Source organism: Allomuricauda sp. TY007 (assembly GCF_010468565.1).
Taxonomy (GTDB): domain Bacteria; phylum Bacteroidota; class Bacteroidia; order Flavobacteriales; family Flavobacteriaceae; genus Flagellimonas.
This window is the reverse complement of record NZ_WUEG01000008.1, coordinates 164,060-187,088: the sequence shown is the minus strand read 5'-3', so window position 1 is coordinate 187,088 and position 23,029 is coordinate 164,060. Positions and strand designations below refer to the sequence as shown.

General features: G+C 41.5%; 28 protein-coding genes, 1 tRNA gene and 1 riboswitch. Of the genes, 18 read left to right on the top strand and 11 right to left on the bottom strand.

Annotated features, from left to right (window positions below; translation table 11 throughout):
• Positions 1-164 precede the first annotated feature (164 nt).
• From GO009_RS10830 to GO009_RS10805, 6 genes are read left to right on the top strand one after another with little or no spacing between them, the layout of a single operon-like run.
• Positions 165-350, top strand: coding sequence for a YegP family protein (locus GO009_RS10830; RefSeq protein ID WP_163626213.1), 186 nt, complete (start codon positions 165-167; stop codon positions 348-350).
• A 30-nt stretch (positions 351-380) separates the two neighbouring features.
• The gene (locus tag GO009_RS10825) at positions 381-755 is read left to right on the top strand and encodes a DUF6804 family protein (RefSeq protein ID WP_163626212.1); all 375 of its coding nucleotides are present in this window, start codon (positions 381-383) and stop codon (positions 753-755) included.
• Positions 756-766: 11 nt separating this feature from the next.
• Positions 767-1,174 carry a hypothetical protein gene (locus GO009_RS10820; protein ID WP_163626211.1) on the top strand — a complete coding sequence of 136 codons (408 nt, stop codon included), beginning with the start codon at positions 767-769 and terminating at the stop codon, positions 1,172-1,174.
• A gap of 2 nt (positions 1,175-1,176) precedes the next feature.
• Positions 1,177-2,472, top strand: a complete 1,296-nt coding sequence (locus tag GO009_RS10815; protein ID WP_163626210.1) for a beta-carotene 15,15'-monooxygenase — start codon at positions 1,177-1,179, stop codon at positions 2,470-2,472.
• 1 nt (position 2,473) lies between these two features.
• Positions 2,474-3,406 (top strand): hypothetical protein, encoded by a 933-nt coding sequence (locus GO009_RS10810; RefSeq protein ID WP_163626209.1) that lies wholly within the window; start codon positions 2,474-2,476, stop codon positions 3,404-3,406.
• 2 nt (positions 3,407-3,408) lie between these two features.
• Positions 3,409-3,675 carry a DUF4236 domain-containing protein gene (locus GO009_RS10805; protein WP_163626208.1) on the top strand — a complete coding sequence of 89 codons (267 nt, stop codon included), beginning with the start codon at positions 3,409-3,411 and terminating at the stop codon, positions 3,673-3,675.
• Here the strand turns inward: GO009_RS10805 and GO009_RS10800 are convergent.
• The 8 genes from GO009_RS10800 to GO009_RS10765 all read right to left on the bottom strand — a co-directional run bounded on the left by GO009_RS10800 (position 3,665) and on the right by GO009_RS10765 (position 10,493).
• The gene (locus tag GO009_RS10800; protein ID WP_163626207.1) at positions 3,665-4,489 is read right to left on the bottom strand and encodes an endonuclease/exonuclease/phosphatase family protein; all 825 of its coding nucleotides are present in this window, start codon (positions 4,487-4,489) and stop codon (positions 3,665-3,667) included. The genes GO009_RS10805 and GO009_RS10800 overlap by 11 nt on opposite strands.
• 365 nt (positions 4,490-4,854) lie before the next feature.
• Positions 4,855-5,772 (bottom strand): ketopantoate reductase family protein, encoded by a 918-nt coding sequence (locus GO009_RS10795; RefSeq protein ID WP_163626206.1) that lies wholly within the window; start codon positions 5,770-5,772, stop codon positions 4,855-4,857.
• A gap of 118 nt (positions 5,773-5,890) precedes the next feature.
• Positions 5,891-6,523 carry an HAD family phosphatase gene (locus GO009_RS10790; protein WP_163626205.1) on the bottom strand — a complete coding sequence of 211 codons (633 nt, stop codon included), beginning with the start codon at positions 6,521-6,523 and terminating at the stop codon, positions 5,891-5,893.
• Positions 6,514-7,164, bottom strand: a complete 651-nt coding sequence (gene tenA / locus GO009_RS10785) for a thiaminase II (protein ID WP_163626204.1) — start codon at positions 7,162-7,164, stop codon at positions 6,514-6,516. Before tenA ends, GO009_RS10790 begins: the two co-directional genes overlap by 10 nt.
• Complete coding sequence (gene thiD / locus GO009_RS10780; RefSeq protein WP_163626203.1) at positions 7,151-7,984, bottom strand: bifunctional hydroxymethylpyrimidine kinase/phosphomethylpyrimidine kinase; 834 nt, start codon at positions 7,982-7,984, stop codon at positions 7,151-7,153. The genes tenA and thiD overlap by 14 nt, the downstream gene beginning before the upstream one ends.
• Positions 7,981-8,619: a thiamine phosphate synthase gene (thiE, locus tag GO009_RS10775; RefSeq protein WP_163626202.1), complete on the bottom strand. Its 639-nt coding sequence runs from the start codon at positions 8,617-8,619 to the stop codon at positions 7,981-7,983. Before thiE ends, thiD begins: the two co-directional genes overlap by 4 nt.
• Complete coding sequence (thiM, locus tag GO009_RS10770) at positions 8,616-9,419, bottom strand: hydroxyethylthiazole kinase (protein ID WP_163626201.1); 804 nt, start codon at positions 9,417-9,419, stop codon at positions 8,616-8,618. The genes thiE and thiM overlap by 4 nt, the downstream gene beginning before the upstream one ends.
• A 68-nt stretch (positions 9,420-9,487) precedes the next feature.
• Positions 9,488-9,580, bottom strand: a riboswitch (TPP riboswitch).
• Between the two features lie 226 nt (positions 9,581-9,806).
• Positions 9,807-10,493: a metal-dependent hydrolase gene (locus tag GO009_RS10765; RefSeq protein ID WP_163626200.1), complete on the bottom strand. Its 687-nt coding sequence runs from the start codon at positions 10,491-10,493 to the stop codon at positions 9,807-9,809.
• A gap of 170 nt (positions 10,494-10,663) precedes the next feature.
• Between GO009_RS10765 and GO009_RS10760 the strand changes: the two genes are divergently transcribed.
• Both GO009_RS10760 and GO009_RS10755 read left to right on the top strand, forming a co-directional pair.
• Positions 10,664-11,077 (top strand): 6-carboxytetrahydropterin synthase, encoded by a 414-nt coding sequence (locus GO009_RS10760; protein ID WP_014032073.1) that lies wholly within the window; start codon positions 10,664-10,666, stop codon positions 11,075-11,077.
• 27 nt (positions 11,078-11,104) lie between these two features.
• Positions 11,105-11,179: transfer RNA gene (locus GO009_RS10755), tRNA-Val, on the top strand.
• Positions 11,180-11,185: 6 nt separating this feature from the next.
• On the opposite strand, the gene GO009_RS10750 is transcribed toward GO009_RS10755, so the two are convergent.
• Entirely contained in the window at positions 11,186-11,347 is a 162-nt protein-coding gene (locus GO009_RS10750) for a DNA replication initiation control protein YabA (protein WP_163626199.1), read from the bottom strand.
• Between the two features lie 162 nt (positions 11,348-11,509).
• Here GO009_RS10750 and GO009_RS10745 point away from each other — a divergent pair, with 162 nt between their 5' ends.
• The 3 genes from GO009_RS10745 to GO009_RS10735 all read left to right on the top strand — a co-directional run bounded on the left by GO009_RS10745 (position 11,510) and on the right by GO009_RS10735 (position 12,365).
• Entirely contained in the window at positions 11,510-11,716 is a 207-nt protein-coding gene (locus tag GO009_RS10745; protein ID WP_163626198.1) for a helix-turn-helix transcriptional regulator, read from the top strand.
• 126 nt (positions 11,717-11,842) lie between these two features.
• Positions 11,843-12,085, top strand: a complete 243-nt coding sequence (locus tag GO009_RS10740) for a type II toxin-antitoxin system ParD family antitoxin (protein WP_163626197.1) — start codon at positions 11,843-11,845, stop codon at positions 12,083-12,085.
• On the top strand, positions 12,072-12,365 hold the full coding sequence (locus GO009_RS10735; protein ID WP_163626196.1) for a type II toxin-antitoxin system RelE/ParE family toxin: 294 nt from the start codon (positions 12,072-12,074) through the stop codon (positions 12,363-12,365). Before GO009_RS10740 ends, GO009_RS10735 begins: the two co-directional genes overlap by 14 nt.
• Positions 12,366-12,385: 20 nt before the next feature.
• Here GO009_RS10735 and murF read toward each other — a convergent pair whose 3' ends face one another.
• Complete coding sequence (gene murF / locus GO009_RS10730) at positions 12,386-13,660, bottom strand: UDP-N-acetylmuramoyl-tripeptide--D-alanyl-D-alanine ligase (RefSeq protein WP_203532433.1); 1,275 nt, start codon at positions 13,658-13,660, stop codon at positions 12,386-12,388.
• A gap of 65 nt (positions 13,661-13,725) precedes the next feature.
• Positions 13,726-15,375, bottom strand: a complete 1,650-nt coding sequence (gldJ, locus tag GO009_RS10725) for a gliding motility lipoprotein GldJ (RefSeq protein ID WP_163626195.1) — start codon at positions 15,373-15,375, stop codon at positions 13,726-13,728.
• A 393-nt stretch (positions 15,376-15,768) separates the two neighbouring features.
• On the opposite strand from gldJ, the gene porV reads away from it, so the two are divergent.
• The 7 genes from porV to GO009_RS10690 all read left to right on the top strand — a co-directional run bounded on the left by porV (position 15,769) and on the right by GO009_RS10690 (position 22,924).
• Entirely contained in the window at positions 15,769-16,914 is a 1,146-nt protein-coding gene (porV, locus tag GO009_RS10720) for a type IX secretion system outer membrane channel protein PorV (RefSeq protein WP_163626194.1), read from the top strand.
• A gap of 74 nt (positions 16,915-16,988) precedes the next feature.
• Entirely contained in the window at positions 16,989-17,480 is a 492-nt protein-coding gene (gene cdd, locus GO009_RS10715) for a cytidine deaminase (protein ID WP_163626193.1), read from the top strand.
• 81 nt (positions 17,481-17,561) lie between these two features.
• On the top strand, positions 17,562-18,560 hold the full coding sequence (pdhA, locus tag GO009_RS10710; RefSeq protein ID WP_163626192.1) for a pyruvate dehydrogenase (acetyl-transferring) E1 component subunit alpha: 999 nt from the start codon (positions 17,562-17,564) through the stop codon (positions 18,558-18,560).
• A gap of 4 nt (positions 18,561-18,564) precedes the next feature.
• Positions 18,565-20,205, top strand: a complete 1,641-nt coding sequence (locus tag GO009_RS10705; protein WP_163626191.1) for a pyruvate dehydrogenase complex dihydrolipoamide acetyltransferase — start codon at positions 18,565-18,567, stop codon at positions 20,203-20,205.
• A gap of 276 nt (positions 20,206-20,481) precedes the next feature.
• Positions 20,482-21,471 carry a M28 family peptidase gene (locus GO009_RS10700; RefSeq protein ID WP_163626190.1) on the top strand — a complete coding sequence of 330 codons (990 nt, stop codon included), beginning with the start codon at positions 20,482-20,484 and terminating at the stop codon, positions 21,469-21,471.
• A 128-nt stretch (positions 21,472-21,599) separates the two neighbouring features.
• Positions 21,600-22,277 carry an SDR family oxidoreductase gene (locus GO009_RS10695; protein ID WP_163626189.1) on the top strand — a complete coding sequence of 226 codons (678 nt, stop codon included), beginning with the start codon at positions 21,600-21,602 and terminating at the stop codon, positions 22,275-22,277.
• Between the two features lie 47 nt (positions 22,278-22,324).
• Entirely contained in the window at positions 22,325-22,924 is a 600-nt protein-coding gene (locus GO009_RS10690; RefSeq protein WP_163626188.1) for a SprT-like domain-containing protein, read from the top strand.
• Positions 22,925-23,029 lie beyond the last annotated feature (105 nt).

Below are 23,029 nucleotides of genomic sequence, written 5' to 3'. Positions count from 1 at the left end.
CGATTTTGTATCGAGATGTGCCTTTTTGGGCTGTTCTCGATACGATTTCCGGAGGAAATTGAACTGACAAAGTTTTCCGACACCTTTTTGCATTACGGAAATCTGTAAGGGATTGTGTTGCAATGGGGTTACGTTTGGGAAACAAACCATTAAAACCGATAAACATGGATTTTCCAAAATTCGTTATCTCCAAAAGTAGAAACAATCAATTTTACTTTAACCTATTTGCCTCGAATGGTAAAGTGATCGCAACAAGCGAAATGTATGTTTCCAAACAGGGTTGTGAAAATGGCATTGCGGCGGTAAAGCTTGATGCGCCCAATGCGGAGGTTGATGATACGACCCTTTAATGGAGATTTGGAAAGATTTAAATTTTTCAAATGAGCACAAATTTTTTTGACAATATCGTACGCATTACCTCTGCCTGTTGTGCCCTGCTGCTGTTTTTGGCCGTTTTAAGGGTTCCCCGGGAATATTATTGGCTGTTACGTACGGTAATCTTCATTGGGGCTTTGGTGGTCATTGTCAAGAACAGAAAGCATTTGTATTGGGTGCTGTTGTTCGGATTGGTTGCGATACTGTTCAATCCCATTTTCCCCATATACCTGTACAAAAAAATGTATTGGGTTCCCCTAGATATATTGACAGGGATATTATTTCTCATAGAGGTCATCATCAATCGTCCAAAAAAAGTAAAACCTGTACCTACTACTAAAAAGAAAGTGAAGAAATACGAGCGAGACCGAATTATATAAATCAACCCATTATGGAAAAAACAGAAATACCCACAGTACTCAAAAGTCACTTTTTAAGACTGTACCAGATAGCACTTGCCGATGGTGAATTTAGTGCTCTTGAACTCAAAATGCTTTATGGGTTTGCCGAAGAACGGGGAATCTCAAAAGAACATTTGGACGGGATACTGCTGCAGCCTATTGACACCAACAATCTTGTTCCTGAAGAACTTAGTGAAAAACTTGAATTCTTATGCGATTTTACGGCAATGATCTGGGCAGATGGTGTGGTAAATGATGACGAACGTAACGCTTTGGAAAAGTATATAAAGCTCTTCGGGTTTTTGGATGAAAATATAGAACCATTGTCCAATTATTTGATTGAAGCGGTAAAAGCCAAGAAAACCAAACAAGAAATCATAACAGCATTAAACAACTAGCCATGGGATTAAAAGATTTGATACAGTTAAAACCAAAGGATCCAATATTAAAATTAAGTGATGATGGACTTTCCGAGGAGTCAAGAAAACGTACTTATCATGAAGCAGGTTTTAGAGATAGTTCCAGAAATATGGGAAACTCCCAAACACTCTCTATTTGTTTGGATGCCATTTATGCAAAGTTTGAGAATGAGGAAAAAGAGTTAAGGCATAAACAGGAAGAACTCAAAAAACCGTATACCCAAGAGCAGCATGCCAAAGAATCCGAAATCAAAGGGTTTCAGGTTGCCATTGACAATGCCAGTGATAGTATCAAACAAAAAGAAGATAAGAACCAAGAAATAAATGAAACCATTAAAGAATTAAAATTTGAGATTACTGACCTACCACAAAATCCTGATGTTTATGGCGTACCTGCAAAGAAGGGTGCTTCCGCTAAATTTTGGATAGGGCTAGTGGTATTGGCACCTATTACGGTATACCTGTTTACGTTTTATGCTTCTGTGGTATACTCTGCAATGGAAAAACAATTTACTTATGACGACCAAAGATGGTATGTGCCAGATGCCATCATTAGAGCTTCAGAAGACGGATTTCAGGCATTGGCCACTGTGGTTTTTGCCCCATTTATTTTTATTGGACTGGGATATCTTATCCACATGTTTTATCAGAAGAAGAAACTGGTCTCCTATTTTAAACTTACTGGGGTAGTTTTGGCTACATTGGCCTTTGATGTCCTGTTGGCCTTTTTTGTCGAAAAAAAACTCTGGGAGCTGAATGTGGTGGATGAAAATGCCACATATGGATTTTCCGAAGCTGTACAAAGCCAAGAATTCTGGTTGATAATTTTTTTAGGGTTTATTGCCTATCTCATTTGGGGATTCATTTTTGACTTTGTGATGGAAGAACACAAAGAAAAGGACAAGGTCAAGAATGCCATTCGGAAGCGAAACGAACAAATAGCGATCCACAGAGAGCAAATTCATGATAACAAGGCCAAAATAGACGAGTTAAAATCCCTTATACAGGGACTAAAGGAAAAGATTACAAAGGCAAGAGGAAGAATAAATGAGCTGCAACGAATCATAGATGGAACCATAGTGCCTACCAAAGAATACAAGTTATATGCTTCAGAATATTTACAAGGATGGTTGACTTTTATCAATGAAAAATTGGTCATAGCAAAACCAGAAAAGGATAGGCTTATTGAAGAATGTATAGAAGTAAGCAAAGTTCATTTGGACAGGGTTGGTGTTAGGGATGATTATCAGAATACTGTATTTACAAAAACCTTATAAAATGAGAAATAAAGTGTTAAGGGGGCTTTTGGCGCTGATTATTTTTTCTGCTCTTTCCTGTAAAGATGACCCTAGGACAAAAGAGAAGGCAATCAATATTGTAATGGGAGCAAAGAACGATATTGCGTGTGAGCCCCATATTTTGAAAAACAAAAAGAACAATTTGAACGTAAGTATTCTGTTGGATCTTTCAGATAGAATTGATTTGCCACAACAGCAAACCAAAGACTCCTCATACATTCTTTCATTGGCAAGATCGTTCAACAACCATATCAGGGGTAAGAGATTAGGATTGCTTTATGATAAGATGGAAGTGTTTTTTGAACCTGCCCCATCAGAAGCCGAAATCAACACATTAGCAGAACAATTGAAAATTGACTATGTCAAGGGAGTTTCAAAAAATGAGTGGATGCCCAAAACCATTGAGCGGTATTCCATTGTGCCTACCCAAATATATAAACTGGCACGGGCTGCATCAAAAGGAGGGGAATACCCAGGTTCCGATACTTGGGGTTTTTTTCAAAATCATATTGATGATTATTGCATTGAAAGCTGTAGAAGGAACATATTGGTCATTTTAACGGATGGTTATTTGTACCATAAAGCAAATCTTAGGGATGAAAAAAATGGCAAGACGTCCTATTTGACTCCCAATTTATTGAATAGACTTCAACTGAATAGATCGGATTGGAAAGAAGAAATGAAAAGAAAGAATCTCGGTTTTATTCCTGCCACCGACGGTCTTGACAATTTGGAAGTTCTGGTTTTGGGCATCCAAAGCAATAATGGCGACAATCCTTATGCCGAGGATATTATCCAGACCTATTGGGGAAACTGGCTTCGGGAAATGGGGGTCAAAAAATTCAAGATAAAGAATGCCGATCTGCCTTCCCATATTGAAAAAGTAATCTTCGATTTCATCTTAAACAAATAGTCATGGCATTCCGATTTCACAAAAAGATAAAACTTGGAAAAGGCATTGGGTTGAATATCAGTAAATCAGGCATCACACCAAGCTATCGGGGAAAACGGGGCAGTTTAAGTTCAAAAGGATATTCCATTCGGACCGGAATTCCTGGGTTGACCTATCGTAAAACCTTTTCCAAGGCAAAAAATAGCGGGTGCTTGGTCATGTCATTGATTATTGTATTGGTGGCATTTGCACTTTACATTCAACAAAATAGGATTGGTTCTATTCACTAATACTCAATTTGAACCTCAAAAAAACAGGCAAATGATCCGATAATTTCCGGGCCTTTTCCAACTGGTCGCAAAATCTGACAAAGTCAATAACATCACCTTCTATTTTTTGGATGTCCTTGGAATAAAAAATGTTATCGATGGGATAATTCAGGTAACCGTTTCTTTTACAAATCCTTTTTAAGGTGGTTTTTTGGTTTGTGATGGTTGCCCTGTATCCCACCCTTTTTAAGGTGTTGAAGACGGGCATTCTTTCATCCACATTAAAATCCCCGGCAATGATCAAAGGGGTTTTCAGGGAATCGATAACATAGGTTGAGAGTGCCCGGATCTCACTTTCTGGATCTTTGTTGTAGGGTCTGGAATGATAATCAATCACCGTAAACTGTTTTCCATCTATGTAAAAGTGCAGCAAAAAGGGTTCTCTATCAATTAGGGAATCCAATTCCGAGATAAGCCACCCCCTATTTTTGATCTTGATTCGATGGGTCTTCCAAATAAAGGCATAACGTTCGGAAACATATTTTGGGCTGTTGGTGGGGTCACTGATCACATAGTCCCATTTGCTGCCTTTTCGATTTAGGATATCCGTAAGTTTAGCCACTGCCTGTGCACCACCATATCCAGCCACCACCTCTTGGATAACAAGAATATCGGTGTTCCTAACAATTTCGGCAATTTGGTTGAGTTCTTCCATGTTCTTGGTTTTGCCAAAGTCCTTGATATTCCATGAAATCAAGCTGATTTCATCTTTTTGAGAGAATACAAAGCAATGGGAAACTACTAGAAGGACTAATAGTGTAATTCTTTTTAGCATGGGGTCGGTTTTGATTGGCAACTCCAAAATATATAAAATTGGATTTAAGATTTTACACAAATCTGTAATTAATAAGTTAGGGTTATAGAATTGAGCCGAATAAGAACTTTAATCCCCCTTATTCTTAGGACAAATGTTCAACTTGGTGGGGAAGTAAGGATAAAGGAAAATAAGCATGCTTATATGTTCGGGAAAACATCTGGCGTTCCATCACTCAGATACTTTTAGTCCGGATGTTCTAGAGGTTAATAACTTCTGGCGCTGCCCTTCCTATCCCATTACCTTTGGGTATGTGGAAAATAGTATGGTACTTATCACCATAACCCTTTTCTCCATTATCCAATCAGTACTTTATGGAAATCACGTTATTTTATTTTTATGGTTGATTTTAATTGAACCAACTCCCCGAGCAACCTTGTATGCGTTACCGTTTCGGGTATGCCCATGTCGTTGGCCATTCTTGAGATTTCAAGGTTCAAACTCTCAATTTCTGTTCTTCTATTTTGAAGGATGTCCATATAGGTGGAAATTAATTGACCATCAGAGCGTTGACTGATGAGCAATAAGTTTTTTTCTATGGCATCCTTGTCAAGATTGATTCCTTGTTCTTGTGCCAATGCAACACACTCTTCGATAACGGTTCTGGCCAACTTTGCTGCTTCGGAATTCCTGATAAAAATGCCATTGTCGGTTTCGAGCAAGGGACAGATGGAGTTAAAGGCACAATTGGCGATTACTTTTGTCCATAGTATTGGAGTGATATCGGTTTCACTTCGGAAACCAAAGTGTTGGGTGTTGATCGTATCGACCAAGTCCTGAAGTCCATTGTTGTTTCCCCTTACGCTCCCCACTGGTGATGAAGTCACGGATTTAAAGGTAACCTCATTGTCGCCCGTTACTTGACTGGTGGAAAATAGGACACAACGATATACGTTATCAAACCCTTCAAAGGGACGTTCCACATGGAGTCCGTTTTGGAGGAGCACCACGGAGAAATCCCCTTCCTTTTCTTTCAGTTTTTGGGCGATTTCCCTATTGGCGAATGCTTTTACGGTAATCAAAACAATCCCATTGATGGCTTGCAGGCCCTTAAAGGTTGTTGTCGTTATCCTTTGTTGGAATGTGCTTTCTTTTCCAATGACGGTAATGGTTTCTTCAGTGTCGGGTATATGATCCACACTCCCCCTGACCAGAAGAACCTGTTTGTTTTCCTGTTGTAAAAAAACCGCAAGAGCCTTTCCAATGGCTCCCGAACCAATAATGTAAATTTTTGCTTCCTTCATACTTTTCTGTTTATAGGGGTGCTAGGTCGTCAAGAAGGCTAAGCCCTATCGTTCCCAGCCTTTCCCATGTTTGTAGACTGCTTTTTTATGTAAGGGATTAGTTTCAAGGTAGTTGATATTAAAACCTGTCAATCTCATGATCGGCCCATTTGAAGGCTTTGTTTTCATGCTGCTTGGTATAGGCAATTACCGTCATCCCAGCAACCTTGGCTGCTTCCATTCCTGTTGGACTATCTTCGATTGCGGCACACTCCCAAGGCTTTACCTTTAGCTTTTTGGCCGTGTTGAGGTATATGGCCGGATGCGGCTTGCCCTTTACTTCGGCATCGGCGGATGACACTATATCGAACAGCTCTGTGGTCTTTGTCCTTTCCAATACCGTTGGAATGATTTTTTGCGGTGCATTGGTCGCTAATCCTATTTTATAGTGTTCTGCTTTAAGTTTTTTGATAAAGGCCCTCACCCCTTTGATGACACAATCTTCGGACTGTATCAGTTCCATGACCCTTTGGATGACCATCGCTTCCACCTCGGAAAATGTTTTTCCCTTCCAAGGAAACTGTCCATACCAGAACCGGGTGACCTCCATGGTAGTCATGGACCGGGTCAGCAAGCTGCCTTTTTCTGTTACCGATACCCCAAGAGAGGAAAAGATCTCAAATTCGGCCTGCTTCCATAAGCCTTCACTTTCCACCAACACCCCGTCCATATCAAAAATGATGGCTTTTTTGTCCTTCAATATCAATTCCATGTTCTTTCGGTATATGCTGCATCCCAGAAATGATACTCCAAATGCGAGGCGTGGATAAAAGCTTCGGTCATTCTGGTCCTTATGCCAGGGGTGCTACGCTCCGCCGCAAGATCGCATATCATGATGGCACGTTGGACACTATTTGAAAATTCCTCCCCACCATAGGTGTCGATCCAACGTTGGTATGGGTTGTTGGCGATTTGTTGTTCTTTGTAAATGTGATCGCCCACTTTTTTATAGATCCAAAAGCAGGGCAGAGTGGCGGCCAGGGCCACTTCCACGGGGTCCAAAGCTGCCGTACTCTTTAAAAAGTGGGTATAGTGATGGCATGCCGGTTGTATCGTACCCTTGTCCGTTACCCCAAAATCCTGAAAATAGGATTCGTGCAGCGCATTTTCCACGACTATGGCGCCCTCCGCAAAACGGATATAGGTCAAGGCATCCCCTATATCATGGGATTTGGCACCTATCAGTGCCAATGCCCTGCCGAAATGCTCCAGATAAAGGGAATCCTGTGCCATATAAAACTGAAATTTGTTTTTGGGAAGGGTACCGTTTGCCAACTCTTGGACAAATGGCATGTTCAGGATGCCCTTGTAAGTCGTATCTATTTTTTCCCAAGTCTGTTCACTCCATTTCATTTTTTATCATTTTTTGAGGGTTGAAAAAGTGGTTCAAGGGGCCGTTCCCCTTTCCGGTCCAGACATTTTTTCCGCTGTCAATGGCACGGTGCACATAGCGTTGGCCAAGATCTACGGCTTCAAAAAGGGTTCTGCCCTGTGCCAAATAAGCGGCAATGGCAGAAGACAGGGTGCAGCCCGAACCGTGTGTATTGTTGGTTCTGATCTTTGTCACTTCAAAAGGATGGCATCGACTGTTTGGGTCAAAAAACAAGGAGGTAATATTTGTCGTCTCTTGATGACCTCCTTTCATGAGGATGCTGTTGCAACCCAGTTCTTTGATTTGTTTTCCGGCAATTCTCATTTCTTCCAATGTCTTCACGTTCATATTGGCCAAGATGGCTGCTTCATCCATATTTGGTGTAATGACCGTTGCGATGGGGAGCAATTGCTCTATCAGGGCATTTATTGAATCCTCTTCGATAAGCCGATGCCCACTGGTGGCCACCATAACAGGATCGAACACGATGGGTACCGCTTCGTATTTTTTTAAGGTACCCGCTATCCTTTCCACTAATTCAGGGGTGTGCACCATTCCTATTTTTATGGCATCGGGCATGATATCGTCCATAACCGCTTCGATTTGGTCCTCAACAGCTTCCAATGGTATGGGGTAGATGTTTCGCACCCCTTGAGTGTTCTGTACGGGCAGGGCTGTCAGCACCGTTGTGGCGTAACATCCCAATGCCGATATAGTCTTGATGTCTGCCTGGATTCCAGCTCCTCCGCTCCCGTCAAAACCGGCAATGGACAAAACCGAGGGATAAGTGTACTTTTTCATGTCAGGATTGCATTTTTTAGTTCATAGGCTGCTCTTTGTGGCTGGTCGGCACCGCAAATGGCGGATACCACGGCGATACAATCCGCTCCGGCCTTAGTAACGGTCTTGGCATTTTTTGCATGGAGATTGCCAATGGCCACCAATGGCTTGGGGGTCAACTGTCGGATTTTTGATATGCCCTCCAAACCCCATTCTGTCACGGTATCCGTTTTGGTGTCGGTCCTAAATACCGGGCTTATCGCGAGGTAGTCGGATACCATCGTTTGCAAATTGTCCAGTTGTGTCAAATACTCTATGGAATACCCGATGAGCTTTTCCTTGAAAGGAGGCTGTTGTCGTAGTGTTGTAGGACGGATATCATTGTTGCCCACATGGATACCGGCAGCATTGACCTTGGAGGTTATGGTTGGATTATCGTTGATGATCAATGGGACACCATATTTCTCCGTAATCTCCCTTAATCGTTTTGCCCTTTCCAAAAATAGGGGTTCGTTCAATTGCTTTTCACGTAATTGGATGATGTCGACACCTCCTTGGATAGCCTGTTCCGCAACCTTCAATATATCTTTTCCACGGCAGGCTTCTTCTGAAATGACCAAATACAAGGCATAAGGGAATTGGGAATGGAGCTTCATAGGTTGCATATCTTGATATGATCGAAAAACTCTTTTTCCGAAAGGGTATATAGCGTATCAATAAGATGTAATTGTAGGGTGCCGGGACCATTGGATCGTTTTTCCGCGAGTTCGCCCGCTATGCCCATCAAGACCATTGCGGCGGTCACGGCTTCGGTCTTATTTTCCGTAACTCCGATAAAGGCACCGATCAATGCAGATGCAGTACAGCCCGTTCCGGTCACCTTAGCCATTAATGGATGTCCATTTTCTATTTGGACAGCTTGGGTGCCGTCTGTGATGATGTCCTTGGCACCGGATATACAGACCATGGTACCATATGTTGAACAAATCGTGTGGGCAGCTGCTACAGCCTCATCACTTGTAGCTGTACTGTCCACTCCTTTGGTGGGTTCTTGACTTGTTTGGGCCAATGCCATGATTTCTGAGGCGTTACCTTTGACAACGGTCGGTTTGAACGCCAATAGTTGTTGGAGGGTCTTATCCCTAAATGGGGTGGCCCCGGCACCAACAGGGTCCAGAACCCATGGTTTGCCCAATGCATGGGCGGTTTCGGCAGCCAAAAGTATGGTCTCGCCCCAATATTCGTCCAAGGTGCCTATATTGATTACCGTGGCATTGGCAAGGGCCACCATATCACGGACCTCGGATTTTGCATGGGCCATGATCGGGGATGCACCTGCCGCCAATAGTGCATTGGCGGTATTGTTCATCACCACATAGTTGGTGATGTTATGCACCAGCGGTGATTTTGATTTTACGGATTGAATGTGTCTCCAGAGATTTTTTTCCATTGCCATTATTGATTTTAAATTAAAATGGCCTTAGGAGCTAATCGGAAAACAAAAGGAAAGGTACACCAACAAGTGATGCCTGTTTCGCTTTTCCCTACGTCGGTGTGAGCCGTATCAGGTTCCAAGGGACTCTCTCAATTCTTTACAGAATACCCCTAAAGCTTTTCCAAAGGTACACATAATTAAGAACCTATCGCGGGAAGGTCACATCCATTTTTTCAATTTTCCTGAATATAACTGGAGCTCTCATAAACAACTATTATTGAATAAAGACAGATAAAAAGACTTTACCATGGAGTAAAGCGTCAGTATTTAGTGGAATCCGAAACTTTCTATGTTGAATTTTTATGGCAAAGATGGTATGCTATTTCCGGCTTTTCCGGGTAAACCGTATCAATCGATGGTAATGGACTCTCCAATATCTGGAAGCATCAATTTTTTTCCTTTTTTGTCGAAATACGCAACTGCTTTGGATTTATCTATTTTAATAGGAGGGAAGGTATCATAATGACATCCGATGATTTGATTGCACTGGATAAAATCACTGGCAATGGCGGCATCTTCGTATCCCATGGTAAAATTGTCCCCAATAGGTAAAATTGCAATATTCAATTTTGGACAGGTTTTAGGAATCAGCTCCATATCCTTGGTCAAGGCAGTGTCCCCGGCAATGTATATGCATTTTGAATCGTCCCAGAGTACAAATCCCCCGGGATTGCCCCCGTTGCTTCCATCGGGCAGCATGCTGGAGTGGATGGCAGTTACATATTTGGCCGTTCCAAAATCAAAGGCATATTTTCCTCCATGGTTCATGCCATGTCCGTCGATGCCTTTGTTGGCAAACCAACTCACCACCTCAAAATTGGAGACCAATAAAGCATCTGGATTGTTCTTTGCAATAGCTTCCACATCAAGAACATGGTCTTGGTGGCCATGGGTCAGAAAAATATAGTCGACCTTAAGGTCATCAATATTAATATCGGATGCCATCTCGTTGCCGGTGATAAAAGGGTCGATCAAAATATGTTTTCCGTTCATCTCGATCAAGAAAGAAGCATGTCCTAAAAAGGTAATTTTCATAGTGTATTATTTTTTATTTCAAATGTTATTTTGAAGGCTGTTTGCCTATTGTATAAAGTTAACAAGAACAAGTTTGAATTTCAATTTGAAATTGAAAGGTTCAAGACCCTTTTGCATATTTTTTTGAATCAATAAAATATGATTGCAGAAAAAGAACTTAACTTTGCAGCATGATTGCCACGATTTGTAGAAAAGCCCATTTTAATGCCGCACACAGGCTCCATAACCCAAAATGGAGCAAGGAAAAGAACATTGAAGTGTTCGGAAAGTGCAACAGCCCTAGTTTTCACGGTCATAACTTTGATCTTGAGGTGAGGATAAAGGGCGAGGTTGACCCGGATACTGGGTTTGTTATGGATTTGGCCGATCTGGGTGCTTTGATCAAGGATGAGGTTGAGGAGCGTTTTGATCACAAAAACTTGAACGAGGATTGTCCAGAGTTTAAAAATCTACTCCCAACAACGGAGTACTTCGTAAAAGTCATCTACGATATCCTAAAACCAAAGCTTAAAAAGGGACAATTGTTGCATATTACCCTGCACGAGACATCAAAGAACTCGGCAGAGTATGGAGATTGGGATTAATTTCCGATATTGCACCCCGTTTTCAAAGGGATATTAGCTCAGTTGGTTTAGAGCGCTGCCTTGACAGGGCAGAGGTCACTGGTTCGAATCCAGTATATCCCACTTTTTCTACTCATATTCAGAAATTCTTTTTCTTAGTTTTTGGTTACTGCGCTCCAAGCGTTCGTTTTGGTTACGTAAACCGTCCAATACCTTTTGCATGGCTTGTAGGCTTTCCAGTTGTAGGCTGATGATTTGTTCTAGGTCTGATCGGGAAAAACTTTTGCTCATGGTTTGTGATTATATTCAAAAAAAACTTTAAAATATTTATTTGAATCGTAAAAAGCAAAATTAAAATATAAAAAATATTTTAATGAATATAATAAAGCATAAATTTAAGATAAGAGCATATAGAGTTAAGTGACTATTTTTGATACGGAACAACTTCCCAACATGGAAAAAGAAGTATTCAATCGTATCAAAGCAGTTTTGGCTGAGAAGGGAAAAACCAATAATTGGTTGGCGGAAGAATTGGATATGAACCGAACAACAATTTCAAAATGGTGCAGGAATGATATGCAACCAAGGGTTGAAACACTATTTCAAATCGCAAAAGCTTTGGACGTGGATGTTCGGGAACTTCTTGTTTCAACGAAATAAAGTTCAAATAAACAATTGCTGTCCCACATAGTAAAGAAGAGAAAATCTCTACTGTAAAATTAAAAGAGCTGACATCTGCATTCTGTGGTGCAAAAAAGTGTTATATTGCACCATAGCTATAAAATTATGGAAACAGTCAGAAAATCAATCACTTTTACAAACCAACAAGATGGTTGGATAAAACTTAGGGTCCAATCAGGTGATTTTACCAATGACAGTGAATATATAAGGTATTTGGTAAGAAAGGACCAGGAGGAGAACATGAAGCTCTTAGAGCTTAAGACCGCAATTGACGATGGTCTACAAAGTGGCAGAAGTAATCTAAAAATAAGTGACATTATCACAAAAGTTGATAATGGGGAATTATAATTTATCTGCCAGGGCCCAAAATGACTTAGTCGGTATCTATAAATATGGGATAAAGTATTTTGGCCCTGATCAGGCCGCCAAGTATCTGTTGAATTTGGAAAGTTTTTTAGAAGAACTTGCCGAACGCCCTGAATTGGCAAAGGATGCGTCGACCATTGCAGGTGCTTTAAAATACTACAGCTATAGGGCTCATGTTATTTTCTTCCAATTTAATCGTGTTGATGAAATTTTTATTGTCCGGGTCTTGGGCAAACGCATGAATTTTGTTGAACATCTTTAAAGTTCAGATAAACGATGTGTTTACAGCAAATCCAACGCCCGCTCCAAAGCCATCCCACGAGAACCTTTTATTAAAAGCGCTCCTTTTTCCAAAGGGTTTTTCAAAAGATGTTCTTTTAGTTCATCAAACGATTTTAACTTTTTCAATGTAGTATTGGTGCCATAGAAATTTTCTCCCACCAGATAGGCATCATCAAAATCCAATTCCTTTGCAAAATCTGCAATGGCCTGATGCTCTTCGGCTGCCGTATTGCCAAGTTCGAACATATCTCCAATGATCAGAGTCTTTCTTTTGGACTTCATTAAACTAAAGTTTTCCAAGGCAGCTTTCATGCTGGTCGGGTTGGCGTTGTAGGCATCCAGAACAATATCGAAACCATTTTTAGACAAAATTTGTGAGCGATTGTTTTGTGGTTGATACACTTCAATGGCCGATTTAATATCTTTTAAAGGAACATTAAAATACTTTCCTATTAAAATGGCGGCGCAGCAATTGGGAAAGTTGTATTTGCCCACCAATTGTGTATGTATTTGTGTTCCTTCTACCTCTAATGAGACATAAGGGTGAACCCCGGAAAATTTGATGTTGTAATATTGATGGTCGCTCGTGCTAAAGCCCATCTTTTTGGTGTAAGTACTTAATTTTTCTTTCTGAACGTCATCATCTGCATTTAAAAAGATGTATTTATCGTTGGCCTTAAGATAATCGTAAAGCTCACTTTTGCCTTGGATCACTCCTTCAATGCTTCCAAAACCTTCCAAATGGGCTTTGCCAAAGTTGGTAATGTATCCAAAATCGGGTTGGGCAATGCCGCAGAGTGATTCAATTTCTTTCTTGTGATTGGCACCCATTTCCACAATGGCGATTTCGGTATCTTCCTTAATGGATAAAAGGGTCAAAGGAACCCCAATATGATTGTTGAGGTTTCCCTTGGTGGCTATGGTCTTGTATTTTTTTGAGATTACTGCATTGATGAGTTCCTTGGTCGTGGTTTTCCCGTTGCTTCCCGTTAGCGATATTACTTTTGCTTTGGAATGGTTCCTGTGGTAGGTGGACAACTGTTGCAGGGTGGCCAAAACATCGTCAACTAGAAGCAGTCTATCCGAAGTTTTAATTTCTTTTTGATCAATAATGGCATAGGCTGCACCTTTGTTCAGAGCTTCTTGTGCAAAGGCATTTCCATTAAAATTTGGCCCTTTTAAGGCAAAGAACAGACAGTTTTCGGTGATTTTCCGGGTGTCCGTACATATAGTGGGGTGCTCTAAAAATAGAGCATGCAACTCTTTTATTGTCATAAATCGAAGATAAAAAAAAGCCCCGACCTTTTGGCCGGGGTTTTTTAAAATACTCAAGAAGTTTTTTATCTCGCTTTTTTATGGCGTACCGTTTTTTTGGTTCTGGATTTGGACCCAACTCTGGACATGGCGCATCTAAAGCCAATATCGTCTGTTGCCATATATTGTGGCAAGTATCTACGCTGGGCAGGATCTAACCAATAAGCTCGATCTCTCCATGATCCACCTTTGTACACACGGACTTCGTTGTTGATCAATGAGGTTCTGAAGTTTGACTCATCATACTGTCGAACCAATTCACCTTCTTCGTTTCGTTCTACAGAATGTTTGGGCGCATCATACATTCTTTGGTTGTCCTCTTCATCGCTAAAACGGCTAAAGAATCTAGAGGAACCTGGGTCACCATCTCTAAAACCACGGTTGTCACTTTTGTCAAAATTGGTCCTTAAATACGTTTCCTCTTCGGTAACCGGAACTTCCTTGATTTCTCCTGGAAGATTGATGGCCACGATTTTACCATTGGGCAAAGTATCATAAACTATTTCATCTCTCAATATTTCGACTTTTCCATCTTCGCCAATGGCTTTTTTCATGAAAACGTTTCCGCGGTAGTAATTGAAATCGCTTATTTCATCATCAACAATAGGACGGTACACATCGGCCACCCATTCGTTTACGTTTCCGGCCATGTCGTAAAGTCCAAAATCGTTGGGCTTGTAAGATTTGACTTCTCCGGTAATATCGGCACCATCGTCGGACCATCCGGCAATACCGCCGTAATCACCTTTACCTTGTTTAAAGTTGGCCAATTGATCTCCTCGACCTACTCGTTGTCCGTTACGGGTGTAATCACCTTCCCATGGATATTTTTTCCTGCCTCTGTAGTTGTTGTATTCTCTGGTTCCAACAAGAGCTTGGGCGGCATATTCCCATTCGGTTTCGGTGGGTAGCCTGTAGGCGGGCATTATTACACCACTGCTTCTTTTGGCAAATGCATTTATGGAATCTTTCTTTTGTTTTCCTTGCAGGGAATCTATTTCGCCTCCATAAACAGATTCTGGATTGTTCAAATAAGCCTCGGTACTAAAAGTGCCCTCAATTTCGCCGTTTAGAACTTTGTATTTGGAATCTTCGGCCAAATACCCTTCTCTTTCCAGCATTACTTCGTTCACCCTATCTGTTCTCCATTCGGCATATTGGGTGGCTTGCACCCAATTGACACCCACAACGGGATATTCTGCATAGGCAGGGTGTCTTAGATAATTGTTGGTCATTGTTTCGTTAAAGCCCAATCGGTTTCTCCAAACCAAGGTGTCCGGTAGTGCGCCTTTGTATATGTTGGCGTAATTGGGGTTGTCCGGAGGATAAACTTCTTTGAGGTAGTCCAAGTACTCCAAGTACATTACGTTGGTCACTTCGGTTTCATCCATATAGAAGGATTGCACGTGTTGTTGGGTCGGGGTGTTGTTCCAATCGTGCATAATATCGTCTTGGACCTTACCTTTGGTAAACGTTCCACCCTCTACAAATACGGTTCCTGGAGGAGTTTCTTGCTCCTTAAAATCCGAATTGTATTGAAATCCCCCTTCTTTGGCATTAATTTTCCAACCGGTGGCTCTGGAGACGTTCTTGGATGAAGAGGTATTTTTGCAACTGGAAAAACCTCCCATCACTACGGCGCAAGAAAGTACAACTTTAATTAAGTGTTTTTTCATAATTTGGGCTTGAGTACTTTAAAACTCAGGGCTATTTGCCCTCAGTAACTTCGACTTGTTTTGATTTTTAAAATCCTTCAATGGCATTAAAACGGTGTTTTTGCCATTATATTTTGTGCTCATCAAATATTTCTAGCAATGTGATAATTGGTACATGCTACACTTCTGTAACGGAGAAGGGGGTAAATTAGTATAAGATGATTGGCTTTTAACGGTTTGGGAAAGATGTTCGACCCTAATTTTACCATTTAACCAAAATAGTAGTGTTTTGGACGATTAACTCTAAAAAATATGTGTTCCAATATAAGAATTTAGGCAAAAGACCGTTTAATTTGTATTGCTTCCAAAACTTTTTATTGGAACCAAGACTACACTAAATGCTAAAATTTTAGAATGAAAAAGTTATTGATAGTGGTTGCCTTCCTGTTTATGGCAGCACAACTTAGCGCTCAGCAAGAAAGGGCCATTACAACAGCCGTACCATTTTTGACGATTGCCGCCGATGCACGGGCCTCTGGTATGGGAGATATGGGCGTTGCCACTTCTTTTGATGTGTATTCCCAACAATGGAACGCTGCAAAATATGCATTCGCCACTCAAAAAATGGGTATTGGAGTTAGCTATACCCCGTATTTGGAAAGCATTGTAAACGATGTATCCTTATTAAATGCCAACTTTTACAATAAATTAAATGATAGGAGTGCTTTCGCCTTTAGTATCCGTTATTTTGGTCTGGGAGAGATTGAATTGAGGCAAACATTTGATCAGCAGGCCACTTTGGTGAAGCCCAACGAATTTGCCTTGGATGGTTCTTATTCCTTAAAATTGAGCCAAACCTTTTCCATGGCCGTGGCAGGTAGATTTATCAGTTCCAATCTCAGGTTTCAGGATGGTATACAAGATTCTCAGGCGGCCAATGCCTTTGCAGTAGATGTATCGGGTTTTTACCGATCTCCGGAAATAGCTTACAGTAATTTTGATGGACGTTGGAGAGCTGGGTTTAATATATCCAACTTGGGCGGTTCCATACAATATGATGAAGGCGGACAGGAAAACTTTTTGCCTACCAACCTAAAGTTCGGTGGTGGATTTGATTTTATCTTCGACCAAGACAATGTGCTGGCCATCAATACAGAGTTCAATAAACTTTTGGTGCCCACACCAAGAGATTTTGATGGAGATGGGGATATTGATTCGGATGATAACAATGAATACCAGCAAATAGGATTTTTCAAGGGAGTCTTTGAATCTTTCGGTGATGCGCCGGATGGATTCGGGGAAGAACTTAAAGAAGTGACATGGGCCCTTGGCGCCGAATATAGGTTCAGAGAAGCTTTTATGTTGCGGAGCGGTTACTTTAACGAAAGTGAAGAAAAAGGTTCCCGTAAGTTCTTTACGCTTGGAGCTGGCTTTATGTTTAAATCAGCGCAAATAGATCTTTCCTATTTGTTCTCAACCTCACAGGTTAGAAACCCACTGGAAAACACCTTGCGATTCTCGCTCACTTTTAACTTGGGAGAAGAATTTTACAATGATTAAGAAAGCATAAAATAAATAGGAAAAAACCTGTCCCTTGGGCAGGTTTTTTTATTTTTGAATACACCCAAGTTTAGATGGAAAAAAAGAAAATTGGTTTTGAACTGCTCATTTTTGAGGATGAAACAGAGTTGTCACAAAACGACCAAAAATTGTTACAAGACGCTGCTGAGGCCAGGGAGAATGCGTATGCGCCCTATTCTAAGTTCAAAGTGGGTGCGGCAGTATTGTTGGAAAATGGGGAAGTGGTCATTGGTAACAACCAAGAAAACGCATCTTACCCTTCGGGCCTTTGTGCCGAGCGCGTGGCCATTTTCCATGCAGGCGCAAAATATCCAGGAGTAGCCATAAAGACCATTGCAGTAAGTGCTTCCTCATCTAATCATGAGGTAGATATCCCTGCGGCGCCATGTGGCAATTGTAGACAATCCATTATGGAGTACGAACAAAAACAGAATACTCCAATTTCGTTGTTGTTAAGGTCGGAAAAAGGCCCGATTTACAAATGTAGTTCCATGGCCGATATTTTGCCTTTGGCATTCAATAGCTCATTTTTGGGCGATTCTTAATTCAATTCTTTTTCCAAAACAGATATATATGTATTTTTGCTCTTCCCTACTACAGGGGAAATTCATTTAATACTACTATAGATGAAAAAAATTACCAAAGAAGTTTATCTTAAATGGTACGAGGACATGTTTTTCTGGAGAAAGTTCGAGGATAAACTTGCCGCCGTATATATTCAGCAAAAAGTTAGAGGTTTTCTACACCTGTACAATGGTCAAGAAGCAGTTCTAGCAGGTGCATTGCATGCAATGGACTTAGAAAAGGATCGTATGATCACCGCTTATCGAAACCACGTTCAGCCGATAGGTATGGGTGTGGATCCAAGAAAAGTGATGGCTGAACTTTATGGAAAAGTAACAGGAACCTCCAAAGGTATGGGCGGTTCTATGCATATTTTCTCCAAAGAGCACCGTTTTTATGGTGGACACGGAATCGTAGGGGGACAAATTCCTTTGGGAGCCGGTTTGGCATTTGCGGATAAATATTTTAAAAGGGATTCCGTAACCCTTTGTTATATGGGTGATGGCGCCGTAAGGCAAGGATCCCTTCACGAAGCCTTCAACTTGGCCATGCTGTGGCAATTGCCCGTAGTTTTTATTTGTGAGAACAACGGTTATGCCATGGGAACATCCGTAGCCCGTACATCGCACTCCACCGATATCTGGAAGTTGGGACTCGGTTATGAAATGCCATGTGGTCCCGTAGATGGAATGGATCCTGCGATTGTTGCCAAAGAGATGGACAAGGCCATTGAGCGAGCAAGAACAGGAGGCGGACCTACTTTCTTGGAAATGAAGACATATAGGTATCGTGGACATTCCATGTCGGATGCCCAACATTACAGAACAAAAGAAGAAGTAGAAGAGTATAAAAAGATAGATCCGATTACTCAGGTAAAAGATGTTATCCTAGAGAAAGGATATGCATCTGAAGACGACCTCAAGAAAATCGACAAAAAGGTGAAGGACTTGGTAAAAGAGTGCGAGAAATTTGCTGAAGAATCAGATTTCCCACCAATAGAACAAATGTACGACACCGTTTACGAGCAAGAAGACTATCCATTTTTACAACATAAATTATAATTAGATGGCAGAAGTAATCAACATGCCTAGATTGAGCGATACCATGGAAGAAGGAACCGTGGCAAAATGGCTCAAGAACGTAGGGGACAAAGTCGAAGAAGGAGATATATTGGCTGAAATCGAAACGGACAAAGCCACCATGGAATTTGAATCTTTTCATGAAGGAACTTTGCTCCATATCGGAATACAGGAAGGTGAAGGAGCCCCGGTTGATTCACTTTTGGCCATAATTGGAGAGGAAGGAGAAGATATTTCCGGTCTGTTGAACGGCTCTGGTAGTCCGTCCGAGGCGGCGAAAGAAGAAGATGCTTCTGAACCCGAAGCCGAGGCCGAGGAAAGTTCAGCTCCGGCAAGTGCGCCAGCCGATATCCCTGAAGGAGTGGAAATCGTGACCATGCCGCGATTGAGCGATACCATGGAAGAAGGAACCGTGGCCAGCTGGTTAAAAAGTGTTGGCGACGAAGTGGAAGAAGGAGATATATTGGCTGAAATCGAGACCGATAAAGCTACCATGGAATTTGAATCGTTCTACTCCGGAACCTTGTTGCATATCGGTATTCAAGAAGGCGAAGGAGCTCCTGTAGATTCACTATTGGCCATTATAGGCCCAGAAGGAACCGATGTTGATGCCATATTAAAGGCACAAGCTTCGGGAGGTTCTTCCAAGAGTGCTCCTAAGCAAGAAGCATCCAAAGAAGAAGCTCCAAAGGCTGAGGAAACCTCCAAAAAAGAAGAGGCCGCTTCAACTTCACAAGATGGACAGCGCATTTTTGCTTCGCCATTGGCCAAAAAGATTGCCGAAGAGAAAGGCATCAACTTGGCAGATGTAAAAGGAACAGGCGATAATGGAAGAATTGTAAAAAAAGACATAGAGAACTTTACGCCAGCTGCAAAATCAGCTCCTTCAGCGGATAAAACAGAGGCAACTCCTGCAGTAGCACCTGTTGCTTTGCCTGTTGGCGAAGAAAGCATAGAGGAGGTTAAAAACTCTACCATGCGTAAGGTGATTGCCAAGCGTTTGGGGGAATCCAAATTCTCCGCACCGCACTATTACCTTACTATAGAGGTGGATATGGACAATGCAAAGGCTTCACGTGCACAAATCAACAATTTGCCCGATACCAAAGTGTCTTTCAACGATATGGTTTTGAAAGCATGTGCTATGGCCCTTAAAAAGCATCCGCAGGTAAATACCTCTTGGAACGGTGATTCCATGTTGTACAAACATCATGTTCACATGGGAGTGGCCGTTGCCGTAGATGAAGGTCTTGTGGTTCCCGTAATCAAATTTGCCGACCAATTGAGTTTGACCCAACTTGGAACCGCGGTCAAAGATTTGGCAGGAAGAGCTAGAAACAAGAAAATAAAGCCGGATGAAATGGAAGGTAGCACCTTTACCGTATCCAACTTGGGAATGTTCGGTATCTTGGAATTCACTTCCATCATCAACCAGCCGAATTCAGCAATTTTGTCCGTTGGAGCTATTGTGGATAAACCAGTAGTGAAAAATGGAGAGATTGTACCAGGCAGCACCATGAAGATTACCTTGGCTTGCGATCACAGAACAGTTGATGGCGCCACCGGTGCTCAATTCCTTCAAACATTGAGGGCATACTTGGAAAACCCGGTTACCATGTTGGCATAGTTTTAAAATGTCACCCCTGAGCGCAATCGAAGGGGACATTCAATGAACTCGTCTTGAGTTGTCAAATTCAAGCGAAAATTAAAGATTTTGTGCCCAGATGAAGGTTTTTTTGAGCCTCATAGCAGAGCTACGGGGTAAAAAAAAGACGAAATATGGGTGCAAAAGACCAATTTGCAGCGAATATTGGAAACTCAAGACGAGTTCAATAACATACATCAAAGAGCATCCTTTTCGGGATGCTTTTTTTATCTTTAAAAAATTCAAAAAGCAACACAAATGAAAATACTGTTTTATACTCTGGCGACAATTTTTGCAGTAGGCTGCGGATCCACGCAGGTAGCTCAAACTGCAACGGTTGAAACTACTGGATCATCAAAGCACACAGCATCAAACAATACATTTACCGATGCTGAACGAATAGGGGAGATGATGGATTATTTGGCTTCCAACGATCTTAAAGGACGAGAAGCAGGGAGTGAAGGGATTGAAATGGCAGCAAAATATATCGAGAACTATTTCAAGTCCTACGGACTTAAACCGTATTTTAAAACCTATCGCGATACCTTATCAAACTTTAAAAAGACATCTTACAATATTGTTGGGGTAATTGAGGGTAACAACCCTGATTTAAAAGATGAATTCATCCTGATTGGTGCGCATTACGACCATATCGGTACCATAGAGCCCGAAAATGGGGACTATATTGCAAACGGGGCCAACGACAATGCTTCGGGAACCTCAACGGTTTTGGAAATGGCCCGTTACTTCGGTACCCAAAAGACCAACGAACGTAGTCTGATTTTTGCTTTGTTCAGCGCCGAAGAGAAAGGTTTGTTGGGATCCAAGCACTTGGCCAAAAAATTAAAGGAACAGGATTTGAACCTTTATACCATGCTCAATTTTGAAATGACCGGAGTTCCCTTGAAAGGAAAAGATTATTTCATGTACATAACAGGGTATGATATGTCCAATTTGGCAGAGGTCAGCAATACGTATGCAGAAGAGAATTTAGTTGGCTTTTTGCCTACGGCAAAAGAGTTCAACTTATATCAACGTTCGGATAATTATCCGTTCCATGAAGAATTTGGCGTGCCATCACACACTTTCTGCACCTTTGACTTCACAAATTTTGCTTATTATCACAAAGTTGGCGATGAGTCAGATTTGATGGATTTCGGTCACATGGCTACTTTAGTGAACAAGACCATTCCGGTAATAGAGGATATTGCCAATGCTGCTACTCAAGAAATCAAATTGAGGGAGTAGAATGTCATCTCGAGCGCAGTCGAGAGATTCTAAGTTGAATTAAAGATCATTGGTAAAAATCAAAATGGATTCCTGCTGGAGTTTATGCTGAATAAAATGAAGTGCAGGAATGACAAATCAACATAAATATGGCAAATATTATAATTACAGGAACAAGCAGAGGAATAGGTTTTGAACTGGTCAAGCTTTTTGCCAGGGAAGGACATCAGGTTTTGGCTTTGTCTAGAAATGCCGAGCCTGTGAAAAATCTCAATCTGCCCAATGTGCATTCCATTCCGTTCGACTTGGGCAACTCAACGGACTTTCAAAAACTGAATGAATTTTTGGAGCAATGGTATGTGGTGGATGTGCTCATCAACAATGCAGGGCGATTGCTGAACAAACCTTTTTCCGAAACCACAGCGGAAGAGTTTGAAAATGTTTACAAAGTAAACGTGTTTGGTGTTGCTGAAATTACCAAGGCCGTACTGCCCATGATGGGGCAAGAAGGACACGTGGTGACCGTAAGTTCAATGGGCGGGGTGCAGGGCAGCATGAAATTTCCCGGACTTTCCGCCTATAGTTCCAGTAAAGGAGCTGTTATTACCCTTACCGAACTCTTGGCCGAAGAATATAAAGAAACTGGCCCAAGTTTTAATGTGTTGGCCTTGGGTGCGGTACAGACCGAAATGTTGGAAGAGGCATTTCCTGGCTACAAAGCTCCTGTAACCGCCTTGGAAATGGCCACATATATCAAAGATTTTGCCATGACCGGACAAAAACTCTATAATGGAAAGTTGTTGCAGGTTAGTAATAGTACGCCCTAGTTTTAATTTAGGTGAAACTCTATGGATAAACTTGTAACTTTATCCCAGTGGACAAAACCCTTCAAAAATACCTTCCAGAGCTTGCCGTAGCACCCTGTTTTGAATTGATCAAGACACATGGCGTGCATTTAAAGATTGTAAATCATAGGGTCACTCGGCATGGAGACTATCGTAGGTTGCCCAATGGATTGCACCAGATTACGGTCAATGCCTCGCTCAATAAATACAGATTCTTAATTACACTTGTTCACGAAATTGCGCATTTGGTGGCCTTTGAAACGTACGGGCGTCGGATAAAACCACATGGTGTGGAATGGAAACGCACCTTTCAGCATTTAATGGTTCCCTTTATTAGACCAGAAGTGTTTCCCTCGCAATTGTTGCCCATTATTGCAAACCATTTTAAAAACCCAAAGGCAAGTAGTAGTACCGATGCCAGATTGTCCATTGCGCTAAAAGCTTTTGATGTGGAAGAAAGGCAGCACAGTTACGTGTACGAATTGCCTAAAGGCAGCGTTTTTAGGTTGTACAATGGTAGACTGTTCAAAAAAGGAAATAAAAAAGTAAAACGGTACGAATGTGTGGAGTTGTCAACGGGGCGATTATATTTGTTTCAGCCCAACGCCGAGGTTGAGCTGGTTGAATAACTGGTCATCTTAAGCGCAGTCGAGAGGAGGTCCATCAATAGTGAAAAATCAAAATAGATTCTTGCTGGAGTTTATGCTGAATAAAATGAAGTGCAGGAATGACAG